At 55.2% G+C, this 22310-nt stretch carries 17 protein-coding genes and 4 tRNA genes; 6 read left to right on the top strand and 15 right to left on the bottom strand.

The window, feature by feature from the left end:
• Positions 1-43: 43 nt before the first annotated feature.
• The 8 genes from CJ260_RS00505 to CJ260_RS00470 all read right to left on the bottom strand — a co-directional run bounded on the left by CJ260_RS00505 (position 44) and on the right by CJ260_RS00470 (position 10551).
• Positions 44-119: transfer RNA gene (locus tag CJ260_RS00505), tRNA-Ala, on the bottom strand.
• Between the two features lie 327 nt (positions 120-446).
• The gene (locus CJ260_RS00500; protein WP_087477360.1) at positions 447-1823 is read right to left on the bottom strand and encodes an amino acid permease; all 1377 of its coding nucleotides are present in this window, start codon (positions 1821-1823) and stop codon (positions 447-449) included.
• 135 nt (positions 1824-1958) lie between these two features.
• Positions 1959-3287, bottom strand: a complete 1329-nt coding sequence (gene brnQ / locus CJ260_RS00495) for a branched-chain amino acid transport system II carrier protein (protein ID WP_087477359.1) — start codon at positions 3285-3287, stop codon at positions 1959-1961.
• A gap of 262 nt (positions 3288-3549) precedes the next feature.
• Positions 3550-4629: a threonine-phosphate decarboxylase CobD gene (cobD, locus tag CJ260_RS00490; protein ID WP_095628731.1), complete on the bottom strand. Its 1080-nt coding sequence runs from the start codon at positions 4627-4629 to the stop codon at positions 3550-3552.
• A gap of 5 nt (positions 4630-4634) precedes the next feature.
• A complete protein-coding gene (locus CJ260_RS00485) occupies positions 4635-5492 on the bottom strand; it encodes a GHMP kinase (RefSeq protein WP_095628730.1) in 858 nt (285 codons plus the stop codon).
• On the bottom strand, positions 5492-6436 hold the full coding sequence (cbiB, locus tag CJ260_RS00480) for an adenosylcobinamide-phosphate synthase CbiB (RefSeq protein ID WP_095628729.1): 945 nt from the start codon (positions 6434-6436) through the stop codon (positions 5492-5494). The genes CJ260_RS00485 and cbiB overlap by 1 nt, the downstream gene beginning before the upstream one ends.
• Positions 6437-6438: 2 nt before the next feature.
• Entirely contained in the window at positions 6439-7968 is a 1530-nt protein-coding gene (locus CJ260_RS00475) for a cobyric acid synthase (protein WP_095628728.1), read from the bottom strand.
• 63 nt (positions 7969-8031) lie between these two features.
• Entirely contained in the window at positions 8032-10551 is a 2520-nt protein-coding gene (locus tag CJ260_RS00470) for an excinuclease ABC subunit UvrA (protein WP_095628727.1), read from the bottom strand.
• A gap of 211 nt (positions 10552-10762) precedes the next feature.
• On the opposite strand from CJ260_RS00470, the gene CJ260_RS00465 reads away from it, so the two are divergent.
• The 4 genes from CJ260_RS00465 (at position 10763) to CJ260_RS00450 (ending at position 12295) form a co-directional block, all read left to right on the top strand.
• Positions 10763-11866, top strand: a complete 1104-nt coding sequence (locus tag CJ260_RS00465; protein WP_095628726.1) for an NADH-dependent flavin oxidoreductase — start codon at positions 10763-10765, stop codon at positions 11864-11866.
• Positions 11867-12046: 180 nt separating this feature from the next.
• Positions 12047-12123, top strand: a tRNA-Pro gene (locus CJ260_RS00460).
• An 11-nt stretch (positions 12124-12134) separates the two neighbouring features.
• Positions 12135-12208 (top strand) — tRNA-Gly (locus CJ260_RS00455).
• 10 nt (positions 12209-12218) lie between these two features.
• Positions 12219-12295, top strand: a tRNA-Arg gene (locus CJ260_RS00450).
• A gap of 87 nt (positions 12296-12382) precedes the next feature.
• Here CJ260_RS00450 and CJ260_RS00445 read toward each other — a convergent pair.
• Positions 12383-13201 (bottom strand): MerR family transcriptional regulator, encoded by an 819-nt coding sequence (locus CJ260_RS00445; protein WP_095628725.1) that lies wholly within the window; start codon positions 13199-13201, stop codon positions 12383-12385.
• 100 nt (positions 13202-13301) lie between these two features.
• Here CJ260_RS00445 and CJ260_RS00440 point away from each other — a divergent pair, with 100 nt between their 5' ends.
• Together CJ260_RS00440 and CJ260_RS00435 are read left to right on the top strand one after the other, a co-directional pair.
• Positions 13302-13670, top strand: a complete 369-nt coding sequence (locus CJ260_RS00440; RefSeq protein WP_198947357.1) for a multidrug efflux SMR transporter — start codon at positions 13302-13304, stop codon at positions 13668-13670.
• Positions 13660-13986, top strand: a complete 327-nt coding sequence (locus CJ260_RS00435; protein ID WP_087477351.1) for a multidrug efflux SMR transporter — start codon at positions 13660-13662, stop codon at positions 13984-13986. Before CJ260_RS00440 ends, CJ260_RS00435 begins: the two co-directional genes overlap by 11 nt.
• 65 nt (positions 13987-14051) lie before the next feature.
• Here the strand turns inward: CJ260_RS00435 and CJ260_RS00430 are convergent, their stop codons facing one another.
• The 6 genes from CJ260_RS00430 to CJ260_RS00405 all read right to left on the bottom strand — a co-directional run bounded on the left by CJ260_RS00430 (position 14052) and on the right by CJ260_RS00405 (position 22296).
• Positions 14052-15035, bottom strand: a complete 984-nt coding sequence (locus CJ260_RS00430) for a P1 family peptidase (protein ID WP_095628724.1) — start codon at positions 15033-15035, stop codon at positions 14052-14054.
• Between the two features lie 64 nt (positions 15036-15099).
• Positions 15100-15624, bottom strand: coding sequence for a dCTP deaminase (dcd, locus tag CJ260_RS00425; protein WP_095628723.1), 525 nt, complete (start codon positions 15622-15624; stop codon positions 15100-15102).
• Between the two features lie 98 nt (positions 15625-15722).
• On the bottom strand, positions 15723-17009 hold the full coding sequence (locus tag CJ260_RS00420; RefSeq protein WP_095628722.1) for a hypothetical protein: 1287 nt from the start codon (positions 17007-17009) through the stop codon (positions 15723-15725).
• Positions 17010-17080: 71 nt separating this feature from the next.
• Positions 17081-19219, bottom strand: coding sequence for a DNA topoisomerase 3 (locus tag CJ260_RS00415; protein WP_095628721.1), 2139 nt, complete (start codon positions 19217-19219; stop codon positions 17081-17083).
• Positions 19220-19261: 42 nt separating this feature from the next.
• Positions 19262-20896 (bottom strand): ATP-dependent endonuclease, encoded by a 1635-nt coding sequence (locus CJ260_RS00410; protein WP_233127846.1) that lies wholly within the window; start codon positions 20894-20896, stop codon positions 19262-19264.
• A gap of 161 nt (positions 20897-21057) precedes the next feature.
• Complete coding sequence (locus CJ260_RS00405) at positions 21058-22296, bottom strand: NADP-dependent malic enzyme (RefSeq protein ID WP_095628944.1); 1239 nt, start codon at positions 22294-22296, stop codon at positions 21058-21060.
• Between the last annotated feature and the right edge of the window lie 14 nt (positions 22297-22310).

The raw sequence follows: 22310 nt of genomic DNA, 5'->3' as shown, positions 1-22310 counted from the left end.
AACTACCACTTCAATGACAAAACCTCGGAAACCGCATGAATACTGGTGGAGATGAAGGGGCTTGAACCCTCGACCTCACGGATGCGAACCGTACGCTCTCCCAGCTGAGCTACATCCCCATGACATGTATTTATTATACAAGATTCATGGAGTTTTACAAGTCCTATTTTTAATTTTCCTGCCATTCCCTTAGCAAAAACGTCATTTCATAGCCTCACAATAGATCAAACGCTTGAAAACAGGAGAAAAAGAAAACGATACCATTACCTGCAAAGATAATCCTTTGAAAGGTACAGCTGCTCTAAACGGGCTGCACAAGGTTTCAAGGCTAGTGGTCTTACTTAGCCAAAAACACCGCATCGCACAGGACAACTGCAGGATGCGGTGTTTTCAGTTTTACAGATATATCCCTTGAAATGCAGTTTCTTCTCCCTTTTCCAACGGCTTTACTTGTTTAACGTACTGTGGCCATAGCCGTAAGCCAAGTAAATGACCAAGCCCAAAACCGACCAGATGGCAAACAGCACGAGCGTATGCCACGACAGCTGGGAAAAGACGAAGGCACAGAATATAAACCCTAAGGGAGCGATGACGTGCACCGCCGGGCAGCGGAAACCTCTCGGCTTGTCCGGGTATTTGCGGCGCAGAACGAGAATGCCGACGCACGAGCACAGGAAGGCGAAAATCGTACCGGCACTGCACGTTTCGGCGACGATATGAATCGGCGTGAAGCCGGCGATGCAGGCAACGAGAATTCCGACGACAATCTGGATGATATACGGCGTGTGGAATTTCGGATGGACCTTATATAAACTCATGGGCATCAAACCGTCGCGGCTCATGGAATAAAGGGCCCGGCTCTGGGCATAGAGCATGCACAGCACGACTGTCGATAACCCGCAGAATGCGCCGGTGCCGACGACAGCCGAGCCTAAATGCAGGCCGATGTATTCCAATACAAACGATGCCGGAGCAGCCGTATCAAGAAGGGGATACGGCACGACGCCGGTCATAGCGGCGCATACGGCGATGTACAAAATCGTACAGATAGCCAAGGCGGCGATGATGCCGATAGGCATATCCCGTTTCGGATTTTTCGTTTCTTCCGCCGCTGTGGACAAGGCATCGAAACCAAGGTAAGCAAAGAACAGCACAGCCGTGCCGGCGGCGACGCCGTGAATGCCGTACGGCAGGAAGGGCTGCCAATTCGCCGGTTCAATATGGGGAGCTGCTAAAAACAGGAATACGAAAATCGTGCCGATTTTGATGTACACGAGAATCCGGTTTACACGGGTACTTTCCTTTACGCCGATGACCAGCAGCGCCGTCGTGACGAGGACGATAAAGGCTGCCGGCAGATTGATGAGTCCGCCTTCAGCCGGCACGGCCGTAAGCGCTTTAGGCAAATCAATGCCGCACGAATGAAGAATACCGACAAAGTATGCCGACCAGCCGCCGGCGACGGCACTGGCTCCAACGGAATATTCCAAAATCAGGCTCCAGCCTACCCACCAGCCGAATACTTCACCCAGCGACGCATAGGCATAGGTGTACGAGCTCCCTGACACAGGAAGGAACGAGGCCAACTCCGAATACGCCAGGCAAACGAAGGTACAGGTAACGGCTGCCAGCACGAAGGACAGCATCAGGCCGGGTCCGGCATATTTAGCAGCGCCAATGCCGGTCAGGACGAAAATTCCCGTCCCGATGATAATTCCCAGACCCATGAGGGTAATGTCAAATGCTCCCAAGGCTTTCGTCAATTTTTTTTCTTCCGTAGTCTCCATCAAATCTTCGAAGGACTTACGGCGCAAAATGTTCATGCTTTTTTCCCCTTTACACTATAAATTCAGCGTAATGAACAAAACAGCTCCTAAGAATTAGGATTCCTAAGAGCTGTTTTGTTATGCTTGCTTAAAAGTATATCATGTCACTTGGCAATTGACAACAAAATTTTCTTAACTTGCTTTAGATTTTACTGCACCCTTCCAAATCAGGCCGATAATAAACCCGGCGATGGCAAAGGAAATCCAGCCCATACCGATGGAATGGAACGGAACCATCGTATTAAAGAATGTATCGATGCCGCCGAGGGAAATACCGGCAGTCTGCGTACCGGCGATGAGGGACGGAATAATCGTCAGGCCCATCGTCCAAGCGTATACGCACTGACGGCCGCCGAAGGACTTGTGCAGGAACGTCAGGAATACAATCGCGACAACCTGCGGATAAATGAACATCAAAACGGGAATAGCCGCAACGATGATGGTCTTCAAACCGAACATAGCGACGCCGAAGGACCAAACGGAGAAAATCGTTACCCAGCCTTTATAGCTGATCTTCGGAATCAAGCGGTTGAAGTATCTCGCACAGGACGAAATCAGGCCGATAGCCGTGGACAAGCAGGCCAGCAATACGATGATAGCCAGGATGATAGCCCCTACGTCGCCGAAGAGGATCATAGCGCTCTTGGAAAGTACCGGCGCGCCCGTGTCCTGAATGCCGAATGCCATAACGCTGTCGGCGCCGATCTTGGAAATAAAGATGTAGACGAAAGCCAGGCAGCCGACGGCGATGATGCCGGCCTTAAATACTTCCTTCGTCACTTCTTCCGGCGTAGACGCGCCGTCTTCTACGACGAATTCTACGACCAAGATAGCGAAGATAAGCGATGCGATGGCGTCCATCGTGCCGTAGCCGTCGATGAAGCCCTGTACGGTCGCCAGCATAGGCGTCGCGTATTTTTCCGTCGCTTCAAGAGGCGTGCCGAGCGGCGTAATGAACGACTTAACGATAAGAACTAAAATGACAAACAGCAAGGTCGGCGTCAGAATCTTGCCGATACGGTCAACGAGCTTGCTCGGCGATACGGACAGCCACCACGAAACGACGAAGAAAACGACCAGGAATATGGTCATAACCATGTCGCTGCCGCCGTCAGACAAGAACGGACGAACGGCGATTTCATAGGAAACGCTGCCCGTTCTCGGCGTAGCAAAGCAAGGCCCGATCGTAAGCGATGAAATAACTGCGAAGAACAATCCGAACTTCGGATGCACGCGGCCTGCCAGCTCCTCCAAGTCTTTACAGCCCGAATAGCCGATAGCCAGTACGCCCAGCAGCGGAAGGCTAACGCCTGTCAGAACGAAGCCCAAAACGGCCCACCAGACATTCACGCCTGCGTTCTGCCCCATAGATGCCGGGAATATCAAGTTGCCGGCGCCAAAGAACAAGGCGAACAGCATTAACCCGATAGCTACGGTTCTGTTTTGTTTCTTTTCTCCCATATGAATTCCTCCTAACCCTTTTAAATTTTTCGCTACATATAAATAAGGACGGGAATAAAGTGTAGCATACATTAAATAATTTAATCTTTGCGATTACGTTATCTAATCTATGATGTTATTGTATCATAAAATCAAAAAAAATCATTTGCAAACCCTACTTTTAATGTTCTTCTAATTTTATTTTAATTTTAATTTAATAAATACGTGATTTTTGTAACTTATGTTGGGCAATAAAAAGACGGTAAAATTTAAATACCGTCCTTTAACTTTCAATAGAAACAACATGTTTAAGGGCTTTGCAAAGCATTTCATTCTCTTTCTCTGTCCGCACGGCGAGGCGAAAATAAAAGGGCGTCAGGCCAGGATAGTTAGCACAATCGCGAATTAGTATACCCTCGTTGCGCAGCGCGGCGCCGATATGACAGGCTGTCAGTCCCGTTCCCACAGCGTCGGTCAGCATAAAATTAACCGTCGGCGGCAGCGGCTCCAGCCCGGGTATGGCTCGTACTTTTTCGTACAAGCGCATTGCCGCATTCCGCACGTATTGTTGCGTTTTCTCCTGATACGCCCTGTCTTTCAGGGCGGCAATGCCGGCGGACTGGGCCAGACAATTGACGTTCCACACATCCTTGTGCATTTCCAGCTGCCTGCGTTTCCCCTCCGGCACGACGGCAAAGCCAAGGCGCAGACCGGGAACGGCGTAATACTTCGTAAGGGACTGCATGGCGAACAGGTTATCATACTGCTTTACCAGCGAACGCATGGTATACCGCTCGCCGTCACTGCGGAAATCGAGGAAGGACTCGTCGACGACAACGTCCGTCCCAGCCTTTTGCGCCGTCCACACCAAGGACTCTATGTCTCTTGCCGGCGTCAGCGTCCCCGTCGGATTATTGGGATTGCCAAGCAGGATGCAGTCTGCATTGCCGGCTTGCCGGCGCAATTCATCGACAGGCATGGCGAAGCCATCTTCACATTTCATATAGCAATAGATTACCTCTGCCCTCGCCGCCAACGCCGCCCGCTCGTATTCGTTAAAGGAGGGAACCGGAATTAGGACGCGCTTTGGCCGAACGCAGTGCATGTACACGTAAAATAGTTCGGCCGCGCCGTTCCCCAGCAGAAGCTCGGCTTCCGGCACGGCGTAATAGCTGCTCAAAGCCTCCTTAAGCCGCCGTCCCTGCGGGTCTGGATAGTGGACGACGGTATCGATTTCCGCCGCAATCGCCGCGCGGACCGAGTCCGACAGGCCGAGAGGGTTGATGTTGGCGCTGAAATCCAGCCACTTCCCGCCATCAATAGGTATATATATATTTCCGCCGTGTTCAAATCGTTCGGGCAAGGCCCTCATCTCCTCTCGATAGTCCATCCGCCGCCGCTTAACGAAGCCGCGCCCATATAGTCCGCCGCCAGCCGTTCCGCTGCGTATGGTCCCATGCAGTCGTCAAGCCATTGTAAAGAGCAATGTTCTGGAAACAGCAACCCGCAAACCGTGCCGCTGTGACCGATATTCACACCGACAGCTCCGAATGCCTTCCCTAGTTCCAGCAGCGCCGGCAGCTGCGGCTTACAGACGACGCGCTGATGGGCCAGGGCGCTGTGCGTTGCGGCAGCGCCCAGCTTTTCCGCCGTATATGGCGGCGTCAGCAGCGGCAGTATCTGCTCCGCGTCAATGCTGTACATCCTGGCGGCTTCATCGTACTGTTCATGAAAGGCCAGCGTATCGACGGTCCCACCCAAATCGAACATAGCAATAGCCAGGGCAGGCATGACGCCAAAAGAATGAAGTATGTTGCCGGTTTGATAATTGATTGCCACGATGCCGCGGCAGAATACGCCGTCTGTCGGCTCGATAGACGCGGCGATGGAGGCGATTTCCCGCTCCGTTATCGCCCGTCCGCAAGCCGCTGCAACAGCTACAGCGACGGCCCCTATGTCGGCGCTGCTCGACGCCATCCCCTTCCCTGCCGGCAGCTCCGACGTCACATACAGGCTGAACGGAAACTGGCTGACGCCCAGATACTGCAGCGTTTTCGCCAAAGCGGCCCGCGATTTTTCCCCGGCGGCAATACATCGAAGGCCGTCGTCTTTGACAACGGCCTCGGCGCAGCGGTCGATAGGGCAGGTAATAAGAAAAGGTTCTCCGTTGGCGTAACCCTGCGCCAGCTCGCCGCACGAACCGGGAACGCGCACGATCAATTCCATCACGCCACCTGCCAGCAGTACCACGCCGTCAGCACCGCCGCAGACAACGCAACAGCATACATGAGATGGACGGCCTGACGAATATGGCCAGGCCCCAGCTCGTGCCTGGGATCGCCCATATAGGCCCGGAAGGAAACCTTGCCGAAATAGGAATTATATCCGCCCAGCCGAATGCCTAGCGCGCCGGCTACGGCAGCTTCTGCATAGCCCCCGTTCGGACTGGGGTGCTTGGACGCGTCGCGCCGTACGATGCGCCACGCTCCCTTCCAGTCATAGCGCAACAACGCGGCCATCAGGATGTACAGCAATGCGCCGATGCGGGCTGGTATGTAATTGAGCACGTCGTCCAGCCGGGCAGCAAACCGGCCGAAATACAAGTATTTGTCATTCTTATAGCCGATCATTGAATCGAGGGTATTCGCCGCTCTGTAACATGCCGCTAGGGGCGCGCCGCCGAGGGCAAAAAAGAACAGCGGCGACAAAATACCGTCAATCGTATTTTCCGCTACCGTTTCGACCGTCGCCCGCACGACCTCGCCCTCGCTCAGTTTCTCCGTATCCCTGCCGACAATCCAGCCCACCTTCGCCCGGGCGATGCGCAGGCGGTGATGAAGCAAATAATGACGGATTTCGTTGGCCGCCTGGGCCAGGCTGCGGGGGCAAATCGTCCAGAACAAGATAAATCCTTCGGCCGCATAGGATACATAGGCATTGTCTATATACGATATCCCCAGCATGACGGCGTAAACGATATCATATACGGCCAGCAGAACAATGATAGACAAGACCATGCCGGCAAGGAACTGCTCCTTTTTTCCTGCTGCCGAACGGTAAAATATCCGTTCCAGCCAAGCAATAAGCGACCCTATCAGCGCCACAGGATGTATTTTGACGCGCGGGTCGCCTAACAGCGTGTCGAACAGCAGCGCCCAGATAACCGCCATGATCAGTCCCTCCCAGCCATGATGCGCCGCAGCGTATCCATGTCTAAATGCGCGCGGACGACGGCAGCCAGCCGGTCGTAGCTCTTCTGCTTTTCCGCCCGGAAATTCCGCCGCACCGCTAAGGGCTGCAGTCCCTTCTGCCGCCGCAGGCAGTTGAGGAAATCCCGGCGGAAGGCGTCGTTGTCAAATATACCGTGCATATACGTCCCCCAAACCAAGCCGTCGCATCGTGCCGTGCCATGCACGACATGGCAGGCCTGCTGAGACCGCTCCGTCACAACGATGGGGTGAAGCAGCCCTGCTTCGGCATCAGCCGTATGGCCCATATGGATTTCATAGCCTTCCAGCCCTTCCGCCGACAGCACCTGCCCTAAAAACGGCAGGCCGCAGCATTCGCCTTTGACCTGGGCCAAGGTCTTTCCGGCTGTAAAGGTCGTTTCTATGGGCAGCAAATCCAATCCTCCTATTCCTTCCGTCGACGACTCCGTATGCTCCGGGTCATAAATATATCGGCCCAGCATCTGATATCCGCCGCAGATGCCGACGACGGGCGCGCCTGCCGACAGCACCTGGTAAAGGGCTGACGCCATGCCGCTGTCTTGCAGCCAGGCCATATCCTCAATGGTATTCTTGCTTCCCGGGAGGATGACGACGTCAGGACGGCCCAGATCGGCCGCCTCGCGGACATAGCGCAGAGATACGTCCCCTTCGCCTTGAAGACTGTCAAAATCGGTAAAGTTGGAAATCTTCGGCAGGCGGATTACGGCAATATCCAGATCGCCTTCCTGTCTATCTGCCGGCTTATCCTCCAATGACACCGAGTCTTCGTCGTCAATGTTTAAATTTTCTATATAGGGAATGACGCCTAAGACGGGTTTGCCGGTCTTCTTCTCCAAAAAGTCTACGGCCGGGGCAAATAAGGATACGTCGCCGCGGAATTTATTGACGATGAGCCCCTTGACCAAATCCCGTTCGTCTTCCTCCAATAATGCGAGCGTACCTACCAAGGCTGCCAGCGAACCGCCCCGGTCGACGTCGGCCACGAGAAGGACCGGCGCATGCAGATATTTAGCTACGCGCATATTTACGATATCGTATGGTTTCAAATTTACTTCCGCCGGACTGCCGGCCCCTTCGATGACCAGAGTGTCATAGGCCTTTGTCAGGCGCGACAAGGCGTTCTGTACTGCCGAAAAGGCCTCCAAGGCATATCCATTATGGTATTCCTTAGCAGACATATTGCCTACGGACAGGCCGTCGATGATAACCTGGGAGCAGGAGTTTCCCGTAGGCTTGAGCAGGACAGGATTCATATCGACAGCCGGCTCCAATCCTGCCGCTTCGGCCTGCGCCACCTGGGCCCGGCCCATTTCCCGGCCGTCAGCCGTCACATAGGAGTTCAGCGCCATGTTTTGCGCCTTAAAAGGGACGACGCTCTTTCCTTCCTGCAGAAAAATGCGGCATAGTGCCGCGGCTAATACGCTCTTGCCGACATGGGAACTCGTCCCCTGCAGCATAATATATTCGGCCATGCCGTCATGCTCCTTTCCAATTTCATATCTATAACTTCATCGGCTTACCATTCGCCGCTCTGATTATAGCAAAGGGCGAAGATATCGTCCAGTCGCGCTCTGCGGAGCCGCCGCGATGTCTCCTGGCGTCCCTGCCGCTACAATGCGGCCGCCCTGCGCACCGCCGCCGGGACCCATGTCGATGATATAGTCGGCGTTGGCAATCATGTCCAGGTCGTGTTCGATGACGATTACTGTCGCCCCCTGGTCAATGAGGCGCTGAAAAATCGCGATGAGGCTGCGCACGTCCAAGGGATGAAGGCCAATCGTCGGTTCGTCAAAAACAAAGAGCGCCTCGTCCTGTCCCCTGCCGATTTCGGCGGCTAGCTTCAGCCGCTGGGCTTCGCCGCCCGATAAGGCCGGCGTCGCTTCACCGAGGGTCAAGTACCCTAGTCCTAAATCCACTAATGTCTGCAAGCGGTCGCGGACTTTTTTCACGTTCTTTACGGCTTCCAAAGCCTGTTCCACTGTCAGTGCAATCAATTCCGGCAGAGACAGCCCTTGGCCGCCGTCCTTTGCCGGACGTCTAATGGCTGCGGCTTCTTTGCCGTAACGCGAGCCGCCGCAGGCCGGGCAAGTCACAGCCACGTCGGGCAAAAACTGCACGTCCATCGTAATCTGTCCCGTGCCGTCGCAGGCCGGGCAGCGCAGCGAGCCCGTATTGTAAGAAAAGTCCTTCATGCCATAGCCCTTTTCCTTCGCTGCCGGCAGGGCCGCATAGACCCGGCGCAGGTCGTCCAGGACGTTGCTGTACGTCGCTACTGTCGAGCGGACATTTGCGCCGATCGGCGCGGCATCGATCAGGTGGACCCTTCGTATGCCGCCGCCTTCTATGGCCAGGACATGTCCTGGCAGAGGCTGCCCGTCGGCCTGACGCTGCAGCGCCGGTATCAGGCTTTCCAAAATCAGCGTCGTCTTGCCTGATCCGGACACGCCGGTCACAGCGACTAGCCTTCCTTTGGGCAGCGCGACGTCTAACGGCTGAACCGTGTGAATCGGCCCGGAAACCATGCGTATCGTTCCATGATCAAACATCGTTTCTTTATCAGCCCGCCGGCGCACAACTGGCGAGCCGCTCCCTGCAAGAAAGGGCCCGATGCGCGACGACGGATTCAGAGCTACGTCCTGCACCGTACCGGCGCAGACGAGGCGGCCGCCGTGCGCTCCGGCTCCAGGGCCCATTTCTATGAGCCAGTCCGCCGCTTTCAGGACCTGCACGTCGTGGTCTACGAGGACGACGGAGTTTCCATGTGCAGTCAGATCGCCCAGCATCCCCAGAAGGCCGTCGACGTTAGCCGGATGAAGACCGATAGACGGCTCGTCCAGCACGTACAGCACGCCTGTCGTACGGTTCCGAACGGCCCGGGCCAGCTGGACGCGCTGACGCTCGCCGGTAGACAACGTCGCGCCGGCCCGGTCGAGAGACAAGTATCCCAGACCTAATTCTACAAGGCGCTTCGCCGTATGGAGAAATTGAGCCGCTATGCTGTCGGCCATATCCCGCAGCGATTCGGGCATAGCCGCCGGTACGGCCTGGACCCACGGGATAAGGGCATCCAGCGTCATCGCCGAGGCCTCACCCAAATCCAATCCGCAGAGGCGCGTCGACCGGGCCCGCTCGCTAAGGCGGGTTCCGCCGCAGTCAGGGCAGACGTCCTGCTTTAAAAATTTTTCTACGCGCTTCATACCCTTGTCGTCCTTGACCTTCGCCAATGCATTTTCTACGGTATACACGGCATTGTAATAGGTAAAGTCCAGCTCGCCGGCCTGGTTGCTGCTCTTCGCCTTATAAAAAATGTGCTTTTTGACTGCCGGGCCGTGAAAGACGATGTCCCGTTCCCTATCGGTCAGTTCCGAAAAGGGCACGTCTGTACGGACGCCCATAGCCCGGCACACGTCGGTCATAAGGGACCACATGAGAGAATTCCACGGCGCGACAGCTCCCTCGTCGATGGACAAGGATTCGTCGGGAACCAGCGACGCCTCGTCGACAGTCCGCACGATGCCCGTGCCGCCGCAGGTCCTGCAGGCTCCGCCGCTGTTGAAAGAAAAATCCTCCGCCGCCGGACCGTCAAATGCAACGCCGCATACAGGACAAACGAGCCTTTTCCCCATAGCCACGGCAGCCGACGGCTCCAAATAGTGGCCGTTGGGACAACGATGGCTGCCGAGACGGGAAAACAATAGGCGCAGGCTGTTCAGCAGTTCCGTCGCCGTGCCGAAGGTACTGCGGATACCCGGCACAGCCGGCCGCTGATGAAGGGCTAAGGCCGCCGGCACGTTTTCAATGCTGTCGATCTTCGCTTCCGCTGCCTGGGTCATGCGCCGCCTCGTATAGACTGACAAGGCTTCCAAATACCGCCGCGACCCTTCGGCATATAATACGCCCAAGGCCAGCGACGATTTCCCTGAGCCGGATACGCCGGCTATGGCTACCAACTTCCCCAAAGGGATGTCTATATCGAGATTTTTTAAATTATGGACTCGCGCGCCCCGTATCTGAATGCAGTCGGGCGCCGCGCCCCCGCGTTTATTCTGTTCCATACCGTACAGCTATGCCTCCTTCGCCGACGACAACAAGATTCGGTGTTCTTCTTATTGTATCATTGATTGCTTCTGATTTCACTATGACAATGACGGTGCCTTTTATGACGAACTGTATCGGCACTCTTTGCATCGCCTCTGTTTCATGATATAATGGCCCTATAAATTTATACTTTTTTAATCAACTTATATGGTATAGAGAGGTGATACGATGCGTTCATTCCACGATACACTGACGCTGCCCAACGGCGTTGTGCTGAAAAACCGTTTGGCCATTGCTCCGCTTACAGTCTGCCTCAGCGACCCCCACGGCTATGTCACGCCGCAGGAAGTCGACTATTACGCCTCCCGTACGGGCGAGGTGGGCCTGTACATTACAGGCTGTTCCTACATCCAGCCGAACGGCCGCGGCTGGCTCGGTGAAGAAGCCATTTACGACGATTCATTTATTCCCGGCCTGTCCAAGATGGCTTCCGCAATCAAACGAAACGGCACTAAGGCGATCATGCAGATCTTCCACGCCGGCCGCATGGCTGAAGAAGACGCTATTTTCGGCTATGATTTAGTATCGGCCGGCGACGTCGCCGCGCCCTTGAAAGGATACCGTACGCCCCGTCCCTTGACTGATGCAGAAATCGCCGAAGTCATTGCAAATTTCAAAGGCGCCGCCGTCCGCGCGATGAAAGCCGGCTTTGACGGCGTAGAAATCCACGGGGCCAATAACTATCTCATCCATCAGTTTTTCTCTCCCCATTCCAACAATCGGACCGACTGCTGGGGCGGCTCGCTGGAAAACCGCGCCGCCTTTCCCCTGGCCGTCGCCGACGCCGTCTTAGACGCAGTCCGAGAAATGGGAGCCAAAGATTTTATCGTTGGCTATCGCCTGTCTCCGCGCGAGCAATGGACGCCGGGCATTGCCCTCGGCGATACGCTGTACCTCGTAGACAAGCTCGCCTCTTTGAAGCTGGATTACCTGCATATTTCCCAAAGCCATATTACCAGCACGGCCGCCGAGCCGGAATACTGCGGCAAGCCGATTCTCGCGCATATTGACGAAACCGTCCGCGGCCGGCTGCCCATCATTTCCGTCGGCAACATCCAGACCCGCAGCGACGTACAGCAGGCCCTCGAACACTCGGATATCGCCGCCGTCGGCGGTTCCGCCCTAATCGACCCGAACTGGGCTGCGAAGCTTTTAAACGGGCACGACGAAGCGATCCGTACCAAGCTAGCGCCGGAAGACAGGGAGATCCTGAAAATTTCTCCGCTGGCATTTAAAATTCTCTCCAGCCGCGCGCCGGAACGCATTTTGTAAACGTACAAAAACGCCCACTGCGTCACGCTGGCTCTTTCATCACGCAGCAATATAGCCCGACGAGCCCAACCTCGCCGGGCTATTGCTTTGGGATAGATACTGGCCGATACGATAGTCCTCGTCTTTGTGAAAAAATAATTTGACAAATTTACTCATTCACGATATAATACTTTTTGTTGGCGGGGCATAGCGCAGTTTGGTAGCGCACCTGGCTTGGGACCAGGGGGTCGCAGGTTCAAATCCTGCTGCTCCGACCATATCGCAGCATGCGGGTGTAGCTCAATGGTAGAGCGCCAGCCTTCCAAGCTGGTTACGTGGGTTCGATTCCCATCACCCGCTCCATTTTCGTTATGACTCAGTAGCTCAGCTGGATAGAGCAACAGCCTTCTAAGCTGTGGGTCTAGAGTTCGAATCTCTACTGGGTCACCAATATAAGAAAGCATGAGATACGCATCGTCGTCCTCATGCTTTCTTTTTTTGTCTGCAAAAGTCAATAGCTTTCTTCGTATACATCGCTCAGGTCACAGGCTCTACCTGCCCTTCAATTCGCAGCAAATAGTTTTCGTCGTCTTTTTCCGTCAAATAATTGAGCATATCCTCTTCATATATCTTGCCGCACAGCCTGTATCCCAAGGCTTGCACCTCGTTGACAAACTGCCGATACGCCTCGGGCAGCATGTCGTACGAGTCCTGTATGTATTTGACGGCGTACAAGCCGGCCGGCTTGACGTGGCAGTGCCTGCTCCGGACGGGCTTGTCGATTTTAGAGCAATAATACTGCGTGTAATAGGTCCGATCTGCAATCGCTTGTTCCCCGATGATTTCGCCGATTGTAAAGGTGTTGTACGTACGGTGGTCGTTGCAGTATTTGAAGTGTTCGCTGATTGCCTCTACGACGGACTTTTCATCCTGCTTCCGCTGGCCGTCCGTAATGATAAAGTATTCTTCCTCTTTTTCTACAAACTGAATAGTGTCGATAGGAACATGAAGAGACTTCTGCGTAGTCTCTATGGTATTTTTTAAAATACGCCGCAAGCGTTTCAATCGTTCAATTTCCGCCGCCAGGGCTTTGTCCTGCTCTTTGAGCATCTGCAAAAACTCCGTCGTATTTCGCCGTTCAATATACGCTTTGATTTCATGTAAGGTCAGCCCTACTTCTTTGAGCACGCTGATTAAATCGAACGTATCCAGCTGATACAGGCCGTAGAGACGATAGCCGTTCTCGCCGATCCGGGCCGGTTTGAGCAGGCCGATGTCGTCATAGTGAAACAGCGTATCCTTTGTCACGCCGCACAAGCTGGCAAATTCTCCTGTTTTCAGGTATTTCTTTGACATAAAACTCACCTCTTGACTATGGTGCTGCACCATACTTTATACTTAGTATAGCCAATGGAACTAGAAAAGGCAACAGGATAGCAGAAAGGATGTTTTATCTATGAAGCACACTGCAGCATATTGTTGGTTTATGTTGTTTTTAGCGATTATGCTGGAGCTGACGGGCACGTCGTCGATGAAATACTTTACCATGCAGGGCGGTTCCGAAGGCTATATTACGATGATTTCTTGTATGTTATTGTCTTATTTCGTCCTCAGTAAAGCCGTCGTCCGCATCCCCATCAGCCTGGCTTATGCCGTATGGGAGGGCGTCGGCCTCGTCGGCACAGTATGCATCGCCTGGTCCGTATTTCACGAACCCATGCCGCCGCTGAAACTATTAGGATTTTTTGTCATTTTATCAGGACTCGCCATGATTAAACTGGGCACGTCCCTGCCGGAAAAGGAGGCTGCTTCTCATGACAGTTAATCTTTTGGGCATACTGCTCCTCGTCGGCGCCGTCGGGTTAGACCTGTGCGCCAATATTTGTCTGAAAAAGTCGAATGGATTTACGCAAAAGCGGTACGGCATAGCCGCTCTCTCCTTTGTCGTCTTGTCATTCTTCTGCCTGGCTCATCTCATCCGCATCATGGATTTGAGCATCGCCTACGCCATGTTCGGCGCCCTGGGCCTGATTCTGACGACGACTGTAGACGCCCGCTTCTTCGGCCTGCGCATACGTCCTCTGGGCATATGCGGCGTAGCGACGATGATTGCCGGCGTCGTATTAATCAAACTCATATAAAACGCAAAAACGGATTTACCTGCAGCCTGGCGAATCAGACGCCTGCATGGTAAATCCGTTTTTTATTAATAGGTAGTTAAGCTTTTAGCCGCCGGAACGCCGTATGCCTGTTCCGCCGTCAATACGGCGCGGCGTACGGCTTGTTCTACGACGTAAGCGGCAATCGTCCCCGTCGTGCTGACATCGGCTTCTACGTCGCCGACGCTCAGGGCATACAAGGAATCGCCGTCAGCTGTCGTGTTGACCGGCCGGATTGTCCGCACAAAGCCGTTACTGGCCAAAGCGGCGATTTTTTTCATGTGACTTTTATCGAACTTGCCGTTCGTGACGACAGCGCCGATCGTCGTATTCGTCGTACCGGCCGCCGCCCGCAGGGAAAAGAGCGTATCGTGCATGCCGTATTCTTCCAGCATGACGCGGCGCGTATCGGCAAATCCCGTGCCGTCGTCGTTCAGCATGCCGGCGATGATTTCATTATGTTCATCCAATACGTCGCCGACGGCGTTGACGACGACGACAGCGCCGACCTTCAGCTCGCCGACCTGGACGGCGTATACGCCGAGGCCGGACTTCATCATGCCTTTAGGGCCGCAGAGCTTGCCCACTGTCGCGCCGGTTCCTGCGCCGTAATTGCCTTCCCGGATCATATGTTTCTCCGATGCGACGCAGGCCGCATAGCCCATAGCCGCATCGGGACGGACGTTGTCGCCGCATCCCAGGTCAAAAATGCACGACGCTACGACGAGGGGCACATTGCAAATGCCCGTCGGAAAGCCGATGCCCTTTTCTTCCAAATATTGCATGACCCCGCCGGCGGCGTTCAAACCGAAGGCGCTGCCGCCGCTTAACAGTACGGCATGAATTCTCTCCGCTGCCGCCGTCGGATTGAGGAGCTCCGACTCCCGGCTGGCCGGCCCGCCGCCGCGAATATCGACGCCGCAGGGCGCGCCGTCAGGAAATATGAGGACAGTACAGCCCGTGCCGCCCAGCTCATCCTGAGCGTTGCCGATGCGAAATCCCTGAATATCCTGCAATGCAATTTCTTTCATAGCCTTTCTCCTTTCGCAAAAAAGCATATCTGCGCGCAGACATGCTTTATATCCGTTGCCTATATTATTTCTTCTGAAAATCCTTCCACAGCATGCTCGGCTGAATCCCCGTATTGTTCTGGTATTTGCCGTGCTGATACGTGTCGTACTCGCCGTCGATGTCGTGGTAGTAAATCTGGCAGATTTCCACGTTGGGATAAATTCGGATCGGCTGGACGCAGAAGATTTCCAGCGTCCAGTAGCCGGCAAAGCCGACGTCGCCGAAGCCTGCCGTCACGTGGATGAACACGCCCAGACGGCCGACAGACGAGCGGCCTTCCAGCATGGGAATATAGCCGTCGGTCTTCGTATACTCGTTCGTCCGTCCCAGATACAGCTTATTCGGCTGCAAGACGTAGCCGTCTTCGGGAATGTCGATAATCGAGGCTGGATTGGGCTTGGCCATGTCCAGTTCGTAGTCATCATATACCATCAGCTGATTATATAACGATAAATTATAGCTGTTCGGATTGACCCGTTCGGGATGAAAGGGTGTAATGATAATTTCTTTACCCAAATGCTTTACGATTTCCTTGCCTGATAAAATCATGTTGTGCCTTCACCTTTCCATGTGGTATACCAAAATTATATACCAAAACAGGCCGCGTCGCCATACAAAATGAGAAAGTATATGCGAAAAATTCATCGTCAGAACAGGCTTTCTTTTTTCCGGATATCGACAGCCCGCCGCGATGCCTTGCCGCCAAAGCGATCCTGGCCGACTTCGACGAAAAAGGTGACGTACGTCCCTGCCTCGGCGTCCAGCCCCAAGAGGGCATCGCGTTTGAAATAATAGGACGGCCCGCCGTATTCCTTGATAAACCCGGCCCGTCCCCCCGGCAAAACGGCCGAGATAAAGCCCTGCTTTTCTTCTTCCCCGTCGTGCCGGCACCGTATCCAGAATTCCTGCAGCAATCGGAGCAGCTCCTCCTTACGGGGAATCTGCCCTTCGTACGTCGCGGCCTGCCTGCGCAGAGCATCCGGCACAAACCATCCTCGTTCCTGCCGGATGCGCAAGGCCAGGGCATAGTGCCAGGCCCGTTCCGTCCGCAAGTCCTCCTGTCCTGCCAGGGAATCGGCAAATTCAGCGAGGAACTGAACTTTATCGGCCATATCTCCCGGCAGGAGCAGGGCTGCTGCGCCGTATGTTTTCATCTTCCGCAGGCTTTTCTGCGCCTGCCCTGCGTAAAACAGCCCGCGGTATATAATCCAATGCTGCTTATACTGTAAAAGGGCGGAAAATTCTCCCTCTGCGCCGCCTACGTCGCCGAGGCGGAGGCGGCAGAGGGCGATGCGATATTTGAACCAGATATCATTGTCATAGTGAAAGTCCGTAAAAATACGCAGCCCTTCTTTACAGACAGCAATGCAGGCATTATATTCCCCTTTCTTGACCAACACGCCGCTCTTCAGGGCATACCACCGCTCGCGGTACGACGCGCCGCTCAGCCATTCGCCGTCCTTGACGTACTCCTGCGGCTGCAAAGACAGCCTGTCGGGATTAAGGAGAGTCAGCCAGGAGTCTATTTCTTCAGCGGAAGCTTTTTTCTGCCGGCGCAGCACGTCGATCATCTTCCAGACGGCCCGTTCATAAGGGGATTGAGCCGTTTGCTCGGTGTACTTGACGATGGACTCGACGGCCCGCCGGAAATCGCCTTCATCAGATTGTCCTAGCACAAAGGGACGCACATACAGATAATACAGGCACCAGCCGTATACATCCCGGATTTGGGCGAAATCGGGAAAGGTTATGATGCACCGACGGGAAATCTCCCGCCCTTCGGCATATTCTTTCAGCTTGCTCAGGCTGTAGGCGTAATAATAGTAGTCCCACGGCCCCCACGTATCCATTGCGGCAATTTGCCGGGCGTACATAGCCGCTGCCTGATCGTATTGCTGTTTGCGGCACCACTGCCGGGCCTGCACGGTATCCATCCTTTGCCCCTCCTCTCCTCTGCTGTACTATACGGCGCAGACACCCGCGCCGTATCCCGTCTCCGACAGGACTATTTTCTTGACGAAGCGGCATAAATGCTGGGAACGCCGTTCACATCGGCGCAGGTCGTGCGGCAGCCTTCCTTGCTGCAGGCCCAAAACGGACCGTACGGGCCGCTGCGGCGGACAAAGATTCCCTCTTTGCAGCGCGGACAAATATAAGATGAACCGTCGCCGGCTGCCGACGCAGGCGGCGCGTCGATGCGCTCCGTATGGCGGCATTTGGGATAGTTAGTGCAGCCCCAGAAATCGCCGTATTTTCCATGGCGGCGCACCATAGCGCCGCCGCACTGAGGACATACGCGTCCTTCCTTCGGCTGCGGCGTTCTGTCATTGTTCCGGGCTGCCGCAATGAGCTTGCGCAAAAATAATTCCTGGGCGCCGAGAAAGTCGGCCAGGCTGTCCTTTCCCAGGCTCATCTGATACAGCCGTTCTTCCCAAACGGCCGTTTCATCGGGATACAGCAGCTCGTCCGGCAGAGAATCGACGAGAAGATAGGCCATATCCGTCGGTTTCAGATACTTCTTCTTTCCTTCTTCGGCTAAAAATTTCCGCTCGATGAGCTCGCCGATAATCGTGGCCCGCGTCGCTTCCGTACCGATGCCCTGCACTTCTTTAAGCTTTTTCTTCAGCGAATCGTCCTTGACGTATTTATAAATTTCCTTCATCGCCTGAAGAAGCGTCGACGAGGTGAACCGCGGCGGCGCCTTCGTAGCCTTTTCTTCGACCTTGCCGCGGCGGAACTGGACGCCGTCGCCCTTGCGGACCGGCGGTAGCTCTCCCTTTTCGTCATCATCGTCTCCATCGGACTGATACAGCTCTTTCCAGCCCAACACGACGACGGTTTTGCCGTGGGCGACGAACTGCTCGCCGGCGGCGGCGATGACGATGCGGTTCTGTATATATTCATGCACGGGATAGAACTGCGCCATGTAGGCCTGGGCAATGAGGAAATATATATTTTTCTGAACAGCCGTCAGCTTATCATACGGACAGGGCACCGTCGTCGGAATAATCGCGTGATGCGCCGTAATTTTGCCGTCGTTCCAAGCCCGGCTCTTGATGCTGCCGTCGGCTCGCCCAGCCCATTGGGACAAGTTTTTATCTGAAAGGCGGCCTAAATTAGCTAAAATAGCCGGCACGTCCTTGCGTTGATTCAATGGCAGATACTCGCAGTCTGACCGGGGGTAGGTCGTCAGCTTGCGTTCGTACAGCTGCTGAGCTGCGTCCAATACCTGCTGGGGGCTGTAGCCGTAGCGCTTACCTGCCAGCACCTGCAGGGACGACAAGGACAAGGGCAGCCGCTGCGCTTCCTTCTTTTTCGTCTTCTTCCCTTCGGCAATCGTTCCATCGGGCTGAGCGCGCAGCCTTTCTACTATTTCTTCAGCTTTCTTTTTATCGATGCAGCGCCCTTCCGAATCGAGGCCGGCCTGCGTATCGCCAGGCTGCCACTGGGCTGTAATGACGCCCTTGGCATGATTGAACTGCGCCTTGACGACGTAATAGGTCACGGGCTTGAAATTGTCGATTTCCCGCTGGCGGCGGACGACTAAGGCCAGCGTCGGCGTCTTAACCCGGCCGATGGGAAATACGACGCGGTGTCCCTGCCGGCGGGCGGCCAGCGTATAAGCCCGCGACAGGTTCATGCCGATGAGCCAGTCGGCACGGCTGCGGGCCAAAGCTGATTCCTTGAGATGAGAAAAATCGCCGTTATCCCGCAAATCATGAAGGGCTTCACCGATGCTCTTTTCGTCGAGGGCATTTAAAAGGATGCGCTCGACGCGCTTCGTATTGCCTACATAATCGAGTATTTCGTCAATCAGAAGCTGCCCTTCCCTGTCAGGGTCGCCGGCATGGACGATGGAGTCGGCGTCGCCGATGAGGCGGCAGATGACGTCGAACTGCTCCCTGCTGTTCGGGCTGACGAGCAGCTTCCAATGCTCTGGAATAATGGGCAAATCGGCGTCCTTCCACTGCTTGTATTGCCGATTATAATCCTGCGGCTCCGCCTGCTGCAGCATGTGGCCGTAGGCCCAGGTGACGATGCCGCCGCCCGTACGGATAAAGCCCTTTTCCTGCCGCTGCGGCTGCGGGAGGCATTTTGCCAGTTCCCTGGCCATGCTGGGCTTCTCTGCGATAAACAATTTCATACTATACGATAACTCCTGCTCTAATGTCTGCTGCAAGGCAGCTTATACTTTTGCCAGTTTGCCGGCCTCTTCGATGACCTTGACAAAGGCCCTGGGGATTTCCTGGCTGCGCAGGGACTGCCCCAGGAGCCGGCCTAGGATGACGCCCTTGTTGCTGTACAGCCAGGCAAAATAATAGATGTACAGTGCCTTGATATTGCGGGCGTTGACGTTGCCCAGCATGCGCGGCGGATAGTCGTGGAAATTGACGTCCAGCTTGCGGCAGGCCTTTTTAATCATGTCCGACGTGGCCCGGCCGTGCTCGCCGGCTACGGTATTGATGATGCGGTCCAGCTCGCGGCGGCGGCCCATGTCGATCATCGTCTTGGCCAAATCCATTTCAAAGCAAATTTCGTCGGTAAAGAACACGCCCGTCTCGCCCTTATGGCCGCCCTTTACGTCGGCGTCGTATAAGGCGACGGTGGGAATCTTGAAGTATTCCAGAAGCTTCTTTATCTTTGAAATCGAGCTTTCGCCGCGGGCGTTGATGAGGCAGATGCCGTAGTAGTCAAAGGGCAGCCCCAGCGTCGTGCCGAACAGCTGGAAGCAGCCGAACTCCGTTTCCCCTTCGACGACGAGGACGCTCCGCGAATACAGGGCCTCCTTCACTTCGGGGAAATGCATGATCAGGTGCTTCTCGATTTCCTCGCTGAAATGAAAGGTCGCTCCGCAGGCCGCGCAGACCTGACCGGCGTCGCCGCGGTACAGGCGGACGATATTGCGGTAATCGTCGACGAGGGCGTCTGTCGAGTGCGTGACGATGAACAGCTGCCCCCGCAGGCCGTCGATGCCGAACAAATCCTTCAGGAGCTCGCAGAAGCGGGAATCGCCGTTGCTCAGGAGCTGCTTGTAATAATTTAAAATAGACCGCTGCATGTATGGATGGAGGTGCACCTCCGGCTCGTCGATAGATACGACGAGAGGCAAATAGCGCCGCCCCTTGCCGTCGATAATCAGGCTCTGCTCCAGGGGCATGGCCTTGCTTCGGGACATGATGAAAATCTGCGTGAGGATACGCAGGGCGACGAGGGAAATAAACTTCATGTTGTCGGCTGTCGAGCGATCCTGGCGGCTCAGGATGCGGGACAAGAGGAAGATATTGACAAAATACGACGAGTCGAGGCTGCCTACCTGCACTTCATGATGGATAAAGGCCTGCGTATCTTCGTCCAGCCCGTCGTCATGGGAATGCTCCCACTGATACAGCCGCCGTTCCAACGCGCGGTATACCGTTGCCGGCACTTTGAGTTCTTCCGGGTCGACGACGGAATTGGGCAGATAATGGATGCAGCGTATCAGGTCGAGAGGCAGTTCTTCGTTTCTCTCTGCATCGTACAGCCGCGGGTAGATTTCTTCCACCCTCTTTTCCAGGCGCACCTTCATCGTCTCCCGCCGCTCATCGGGAAACGCGGCGAAATACTCGTTTTGGTTCCGAAGCAGGTGCATTTCCAGCGTAATGACGATAGGCCGCGCCGGGTCGGCGTAATCGTCTTCCCTGATGCCGAAGCCTTCGCTCATGACCGACAGCAAGCGCAGAAACCCGCTTTTGCCAATAGCGTTTTCGCCGACGAGATAGTTGGCCTTTTCATGAAAGGTCATCTCCACGTCTGTCAAATTTCGATAATTTTCAATATGCATGTAATGGATATGCACAATATCACCGCCTGTATAGAATCCGTTCGCAACATACCGTAATAGTATAATATTCGACGCAGGCGCCTTGCGTCCCTGCTTTTCCCGAGCAGAAACGAAAAAACACCGGCGTCACCGCCAGATGACGCCAGTGCTTTCATAGCCTGCTATACTTCGTTCAAAAAGGCTTCGGCCTTCGCCGCTTCTTCTTCATAGGTCAAAGGATTGCCGGCGATGCCTTCGTTTGCCGCAGCCTCGGCAACGGCAGCCGCTACGGCGATGGTGACGCGATGGTCGAAGGCATCGGGCAGGATGTAGTCTTCCCGCAGGCCGTCCTGCTTCGCTACGTCGGCAATGGCTCTCGCTGCAGCCAGCTTCATGCCCTCGCTGATATCCGACGCATGGCAGTCGATGGCCCCGCGGAAAATTCCCGGAAATACGAGGACGTTGTTGACCTGATTGGGGAAATCGGACCGGCCCGAGCCGACGACGGACGCGCCGGCAGCCTTCGCTTCGTCGGGATAGATTTCCGGGATGGGATTGGCCATGGCGAAGACGACGTTTTTCTCAGCCATCGAGGCAATCATTTCCTGGGACACGAGGCCGCCGCGGGACACGCCGATAAACACGTCCTTGCCTGCCAGTACATCCTTCAGGCTGCCCTTGGCGTGACGGCGGTTCGTCCGCTTCGCCATAGCGGCCTGAGCCGGATTGAGCGTATCGTCGCCTTCACAGACGGCGCCGTTGATGTCGCAGAGCGTCACGTCTGTAAAACCATATTCCAGCAGCAGATTGGCGATGCTGATGCCGGCTGCGCCGGCGCCGTTGATGACGACCGACGCCGTTTCGGCAGACTTTCCTAAATACTCCAGCGCGTTGATGACGCCGGCCAGGACGATGATGGCCGTGCCGTGCTGATCGTCGTGGAACACGGGGATATTCAGCGTTTCGCGAAGCCGCTTTTCGATTTCAAAGCAGCGCGGGCTGCTGATATCTTCCAGGTTGATCCCGCCAAAGGACGGGCTGGCCAGCTGGACGAAGCGGACAAATTCGTCTACGTCCTGCGTGCCTACGCACAGGGGCACGGCGTTGATGCCGGCAAACTCGCTGAACAGCAGGCACTTCCCTTCCATGACCGGCATGGCCGCATCAGGGCCGATATTCCCCAACCCCAGGACGGCGCTGCCGTCGGTAATGACGGCCACGTCGTTGCCCTTGCCGGTATACGTATAGGCCAGCTCTTTATCCTGGGCGATTTCCAGGCACGGCGCGGCGACGCCGGGCGTATATAAGATGGACAGGGCTTCCTTGGAATCGGCCCGCAATTTGCTGTGAATGGCTAGTTTGCCGTGCAGCTGGGCGTGGACTTCCAAGGCCCGTTTAAATTTTTCATTTTTATCTGTCATATCAGACATGCGTC

Origin of the sequence: Megasphaera sp. ASD88, from assembly GCF_002287425.1 — a bacterium.
In the GTDB taxonomy this organism is placed as follows: Bacteria; Bacillota; Negativicutes; order Veillonellales; family Megasphaeraceae; genus Megasphaera; species Megasphaera stantonii.
This window is presented reverse-complemented; position numbering and strand designations above follow the sequence as displayed.

What these genes read in the sequence shown, in the direction of transcription:
- CJ260_RS00405 (WP_095628944.1), bottom strand. Translation starts at nt 22,296, where the DNA reads ATGACAGATAAAAATGAAAAATTTAAACGGGCCTTGGAAGTCCACGCC.
- CJ260_RS00420 (WP_095628722.1), bottom strand. Translation starts at nt 17,009, where the DNA reads ATGGATACCGTGCAGGCCCGGCAGTGGTGCCGCAAACAGCAATACGAT.
- CJ260_RS00475 (WP_095628728.1), bottom strand. Translation starts at nt 7,968, where the DNA reads ATGGCCGAATATATTATGCTGCAGGGGACGAGTTCCCATGTCGGCAAG.
- CJ260_RS00430 (WP_095628724.1), bottom strand. Translation starts at nt 15,035, where the DNA reads ATGAAAGAAATTGCATTGCAGGATATTCAGGGATTTCGCATCGGCAAC.
- CJ260_RS00415 (WP_095628721.1), bottom strand. Translation starts at nt 19,219, where the DNA reads ATGAAATTGTTTATCGCAGAGAAGCCCAGCATGGCCAGGGAACTGGCA.
- CJ260_RS00410 (WP_233127846.1), bottom strand. Translation starts at nt 20,896, where the DNA reads ATGCATATTGAAAATTATCGAAATTTGACAGACGTGGAGATGACCTTT.
- CJ260_RS00500 (WP_087477360.1), bottom strand. Translation starts at nt 1,823, where the DNA reads ATGAACATTTTGCGCCGTAAGTCCTTCGAAGATTTGATGGAGACTACG.
- CJ260_RS00470 (WP_095628727.1), bottom strand. Translation starts at nt 10,551, where the DNA reads ATGGAACAGAATAAACGCGGGGGCGCGGCGCCCGACTGCATTCAGATA.
- cbiB (WP_095628729.1), bottom strand. Translation starts at nt 6,436, where the DNA reads ATGGCGGTTATCTGGGCGCTGCTGTTCGACACGCTGTTAGGCGACCCG.
- brnQ (WP_087477359.1), bottom strand. Translation starts at nt 3,287, where the DNA reads ATGGGAGAAAAGAAACAAAACAGAACCGTAGCTATCGGGTTAATGCTG.
- CJ260_RS00465 (WP_095628726.1), top strand. Translation starts at nt 10,763, where the DNA reads ATGCGTTCATTCCACGATACACTGACGCTGCCCAACGGCGTTGTGCTG.
- CJ260_RS00485 (WP_095628730.1), bottom strand. Translation starts at nt 5,492, where the DNA reads ATGGAATTGATCGTGCGCGTTCCCGGTTCGTGCGGCGAGCTGGCGCAG.
- CJ260_RS00440 (WP_198947357.1), top strand. Translation starts at nt 13,302, where the DNA reads ATGAAGCACACTGCAGCATATTGTTGGTTTATGTTGTTTTTAGCGATT.
- CJ260_RS00445 (WP_095628725.1), bottom strand. Translation starts at nt 13,201, where the DNA reads ATGTCAAAGAAATACCTGAAAACAGGAGAATTTGCCAGCTTGTGCGGC.
- dcd (WP_095628723.1), bottom strand. Translation starts at nt 15,624, where the DNA reads ATGATTTTATCAGGCAAGGAAATCGTAAAGCATTTGGGTAAAGAAATT.
- CJ260_RS00435 (WP_087477351.1), top strand. Translation starts at nt 13,660, where the DNA reads ATGACAGTTAATCTTTTGGGCATACTGCTCCTCGTCGGCGCCGTCGGG.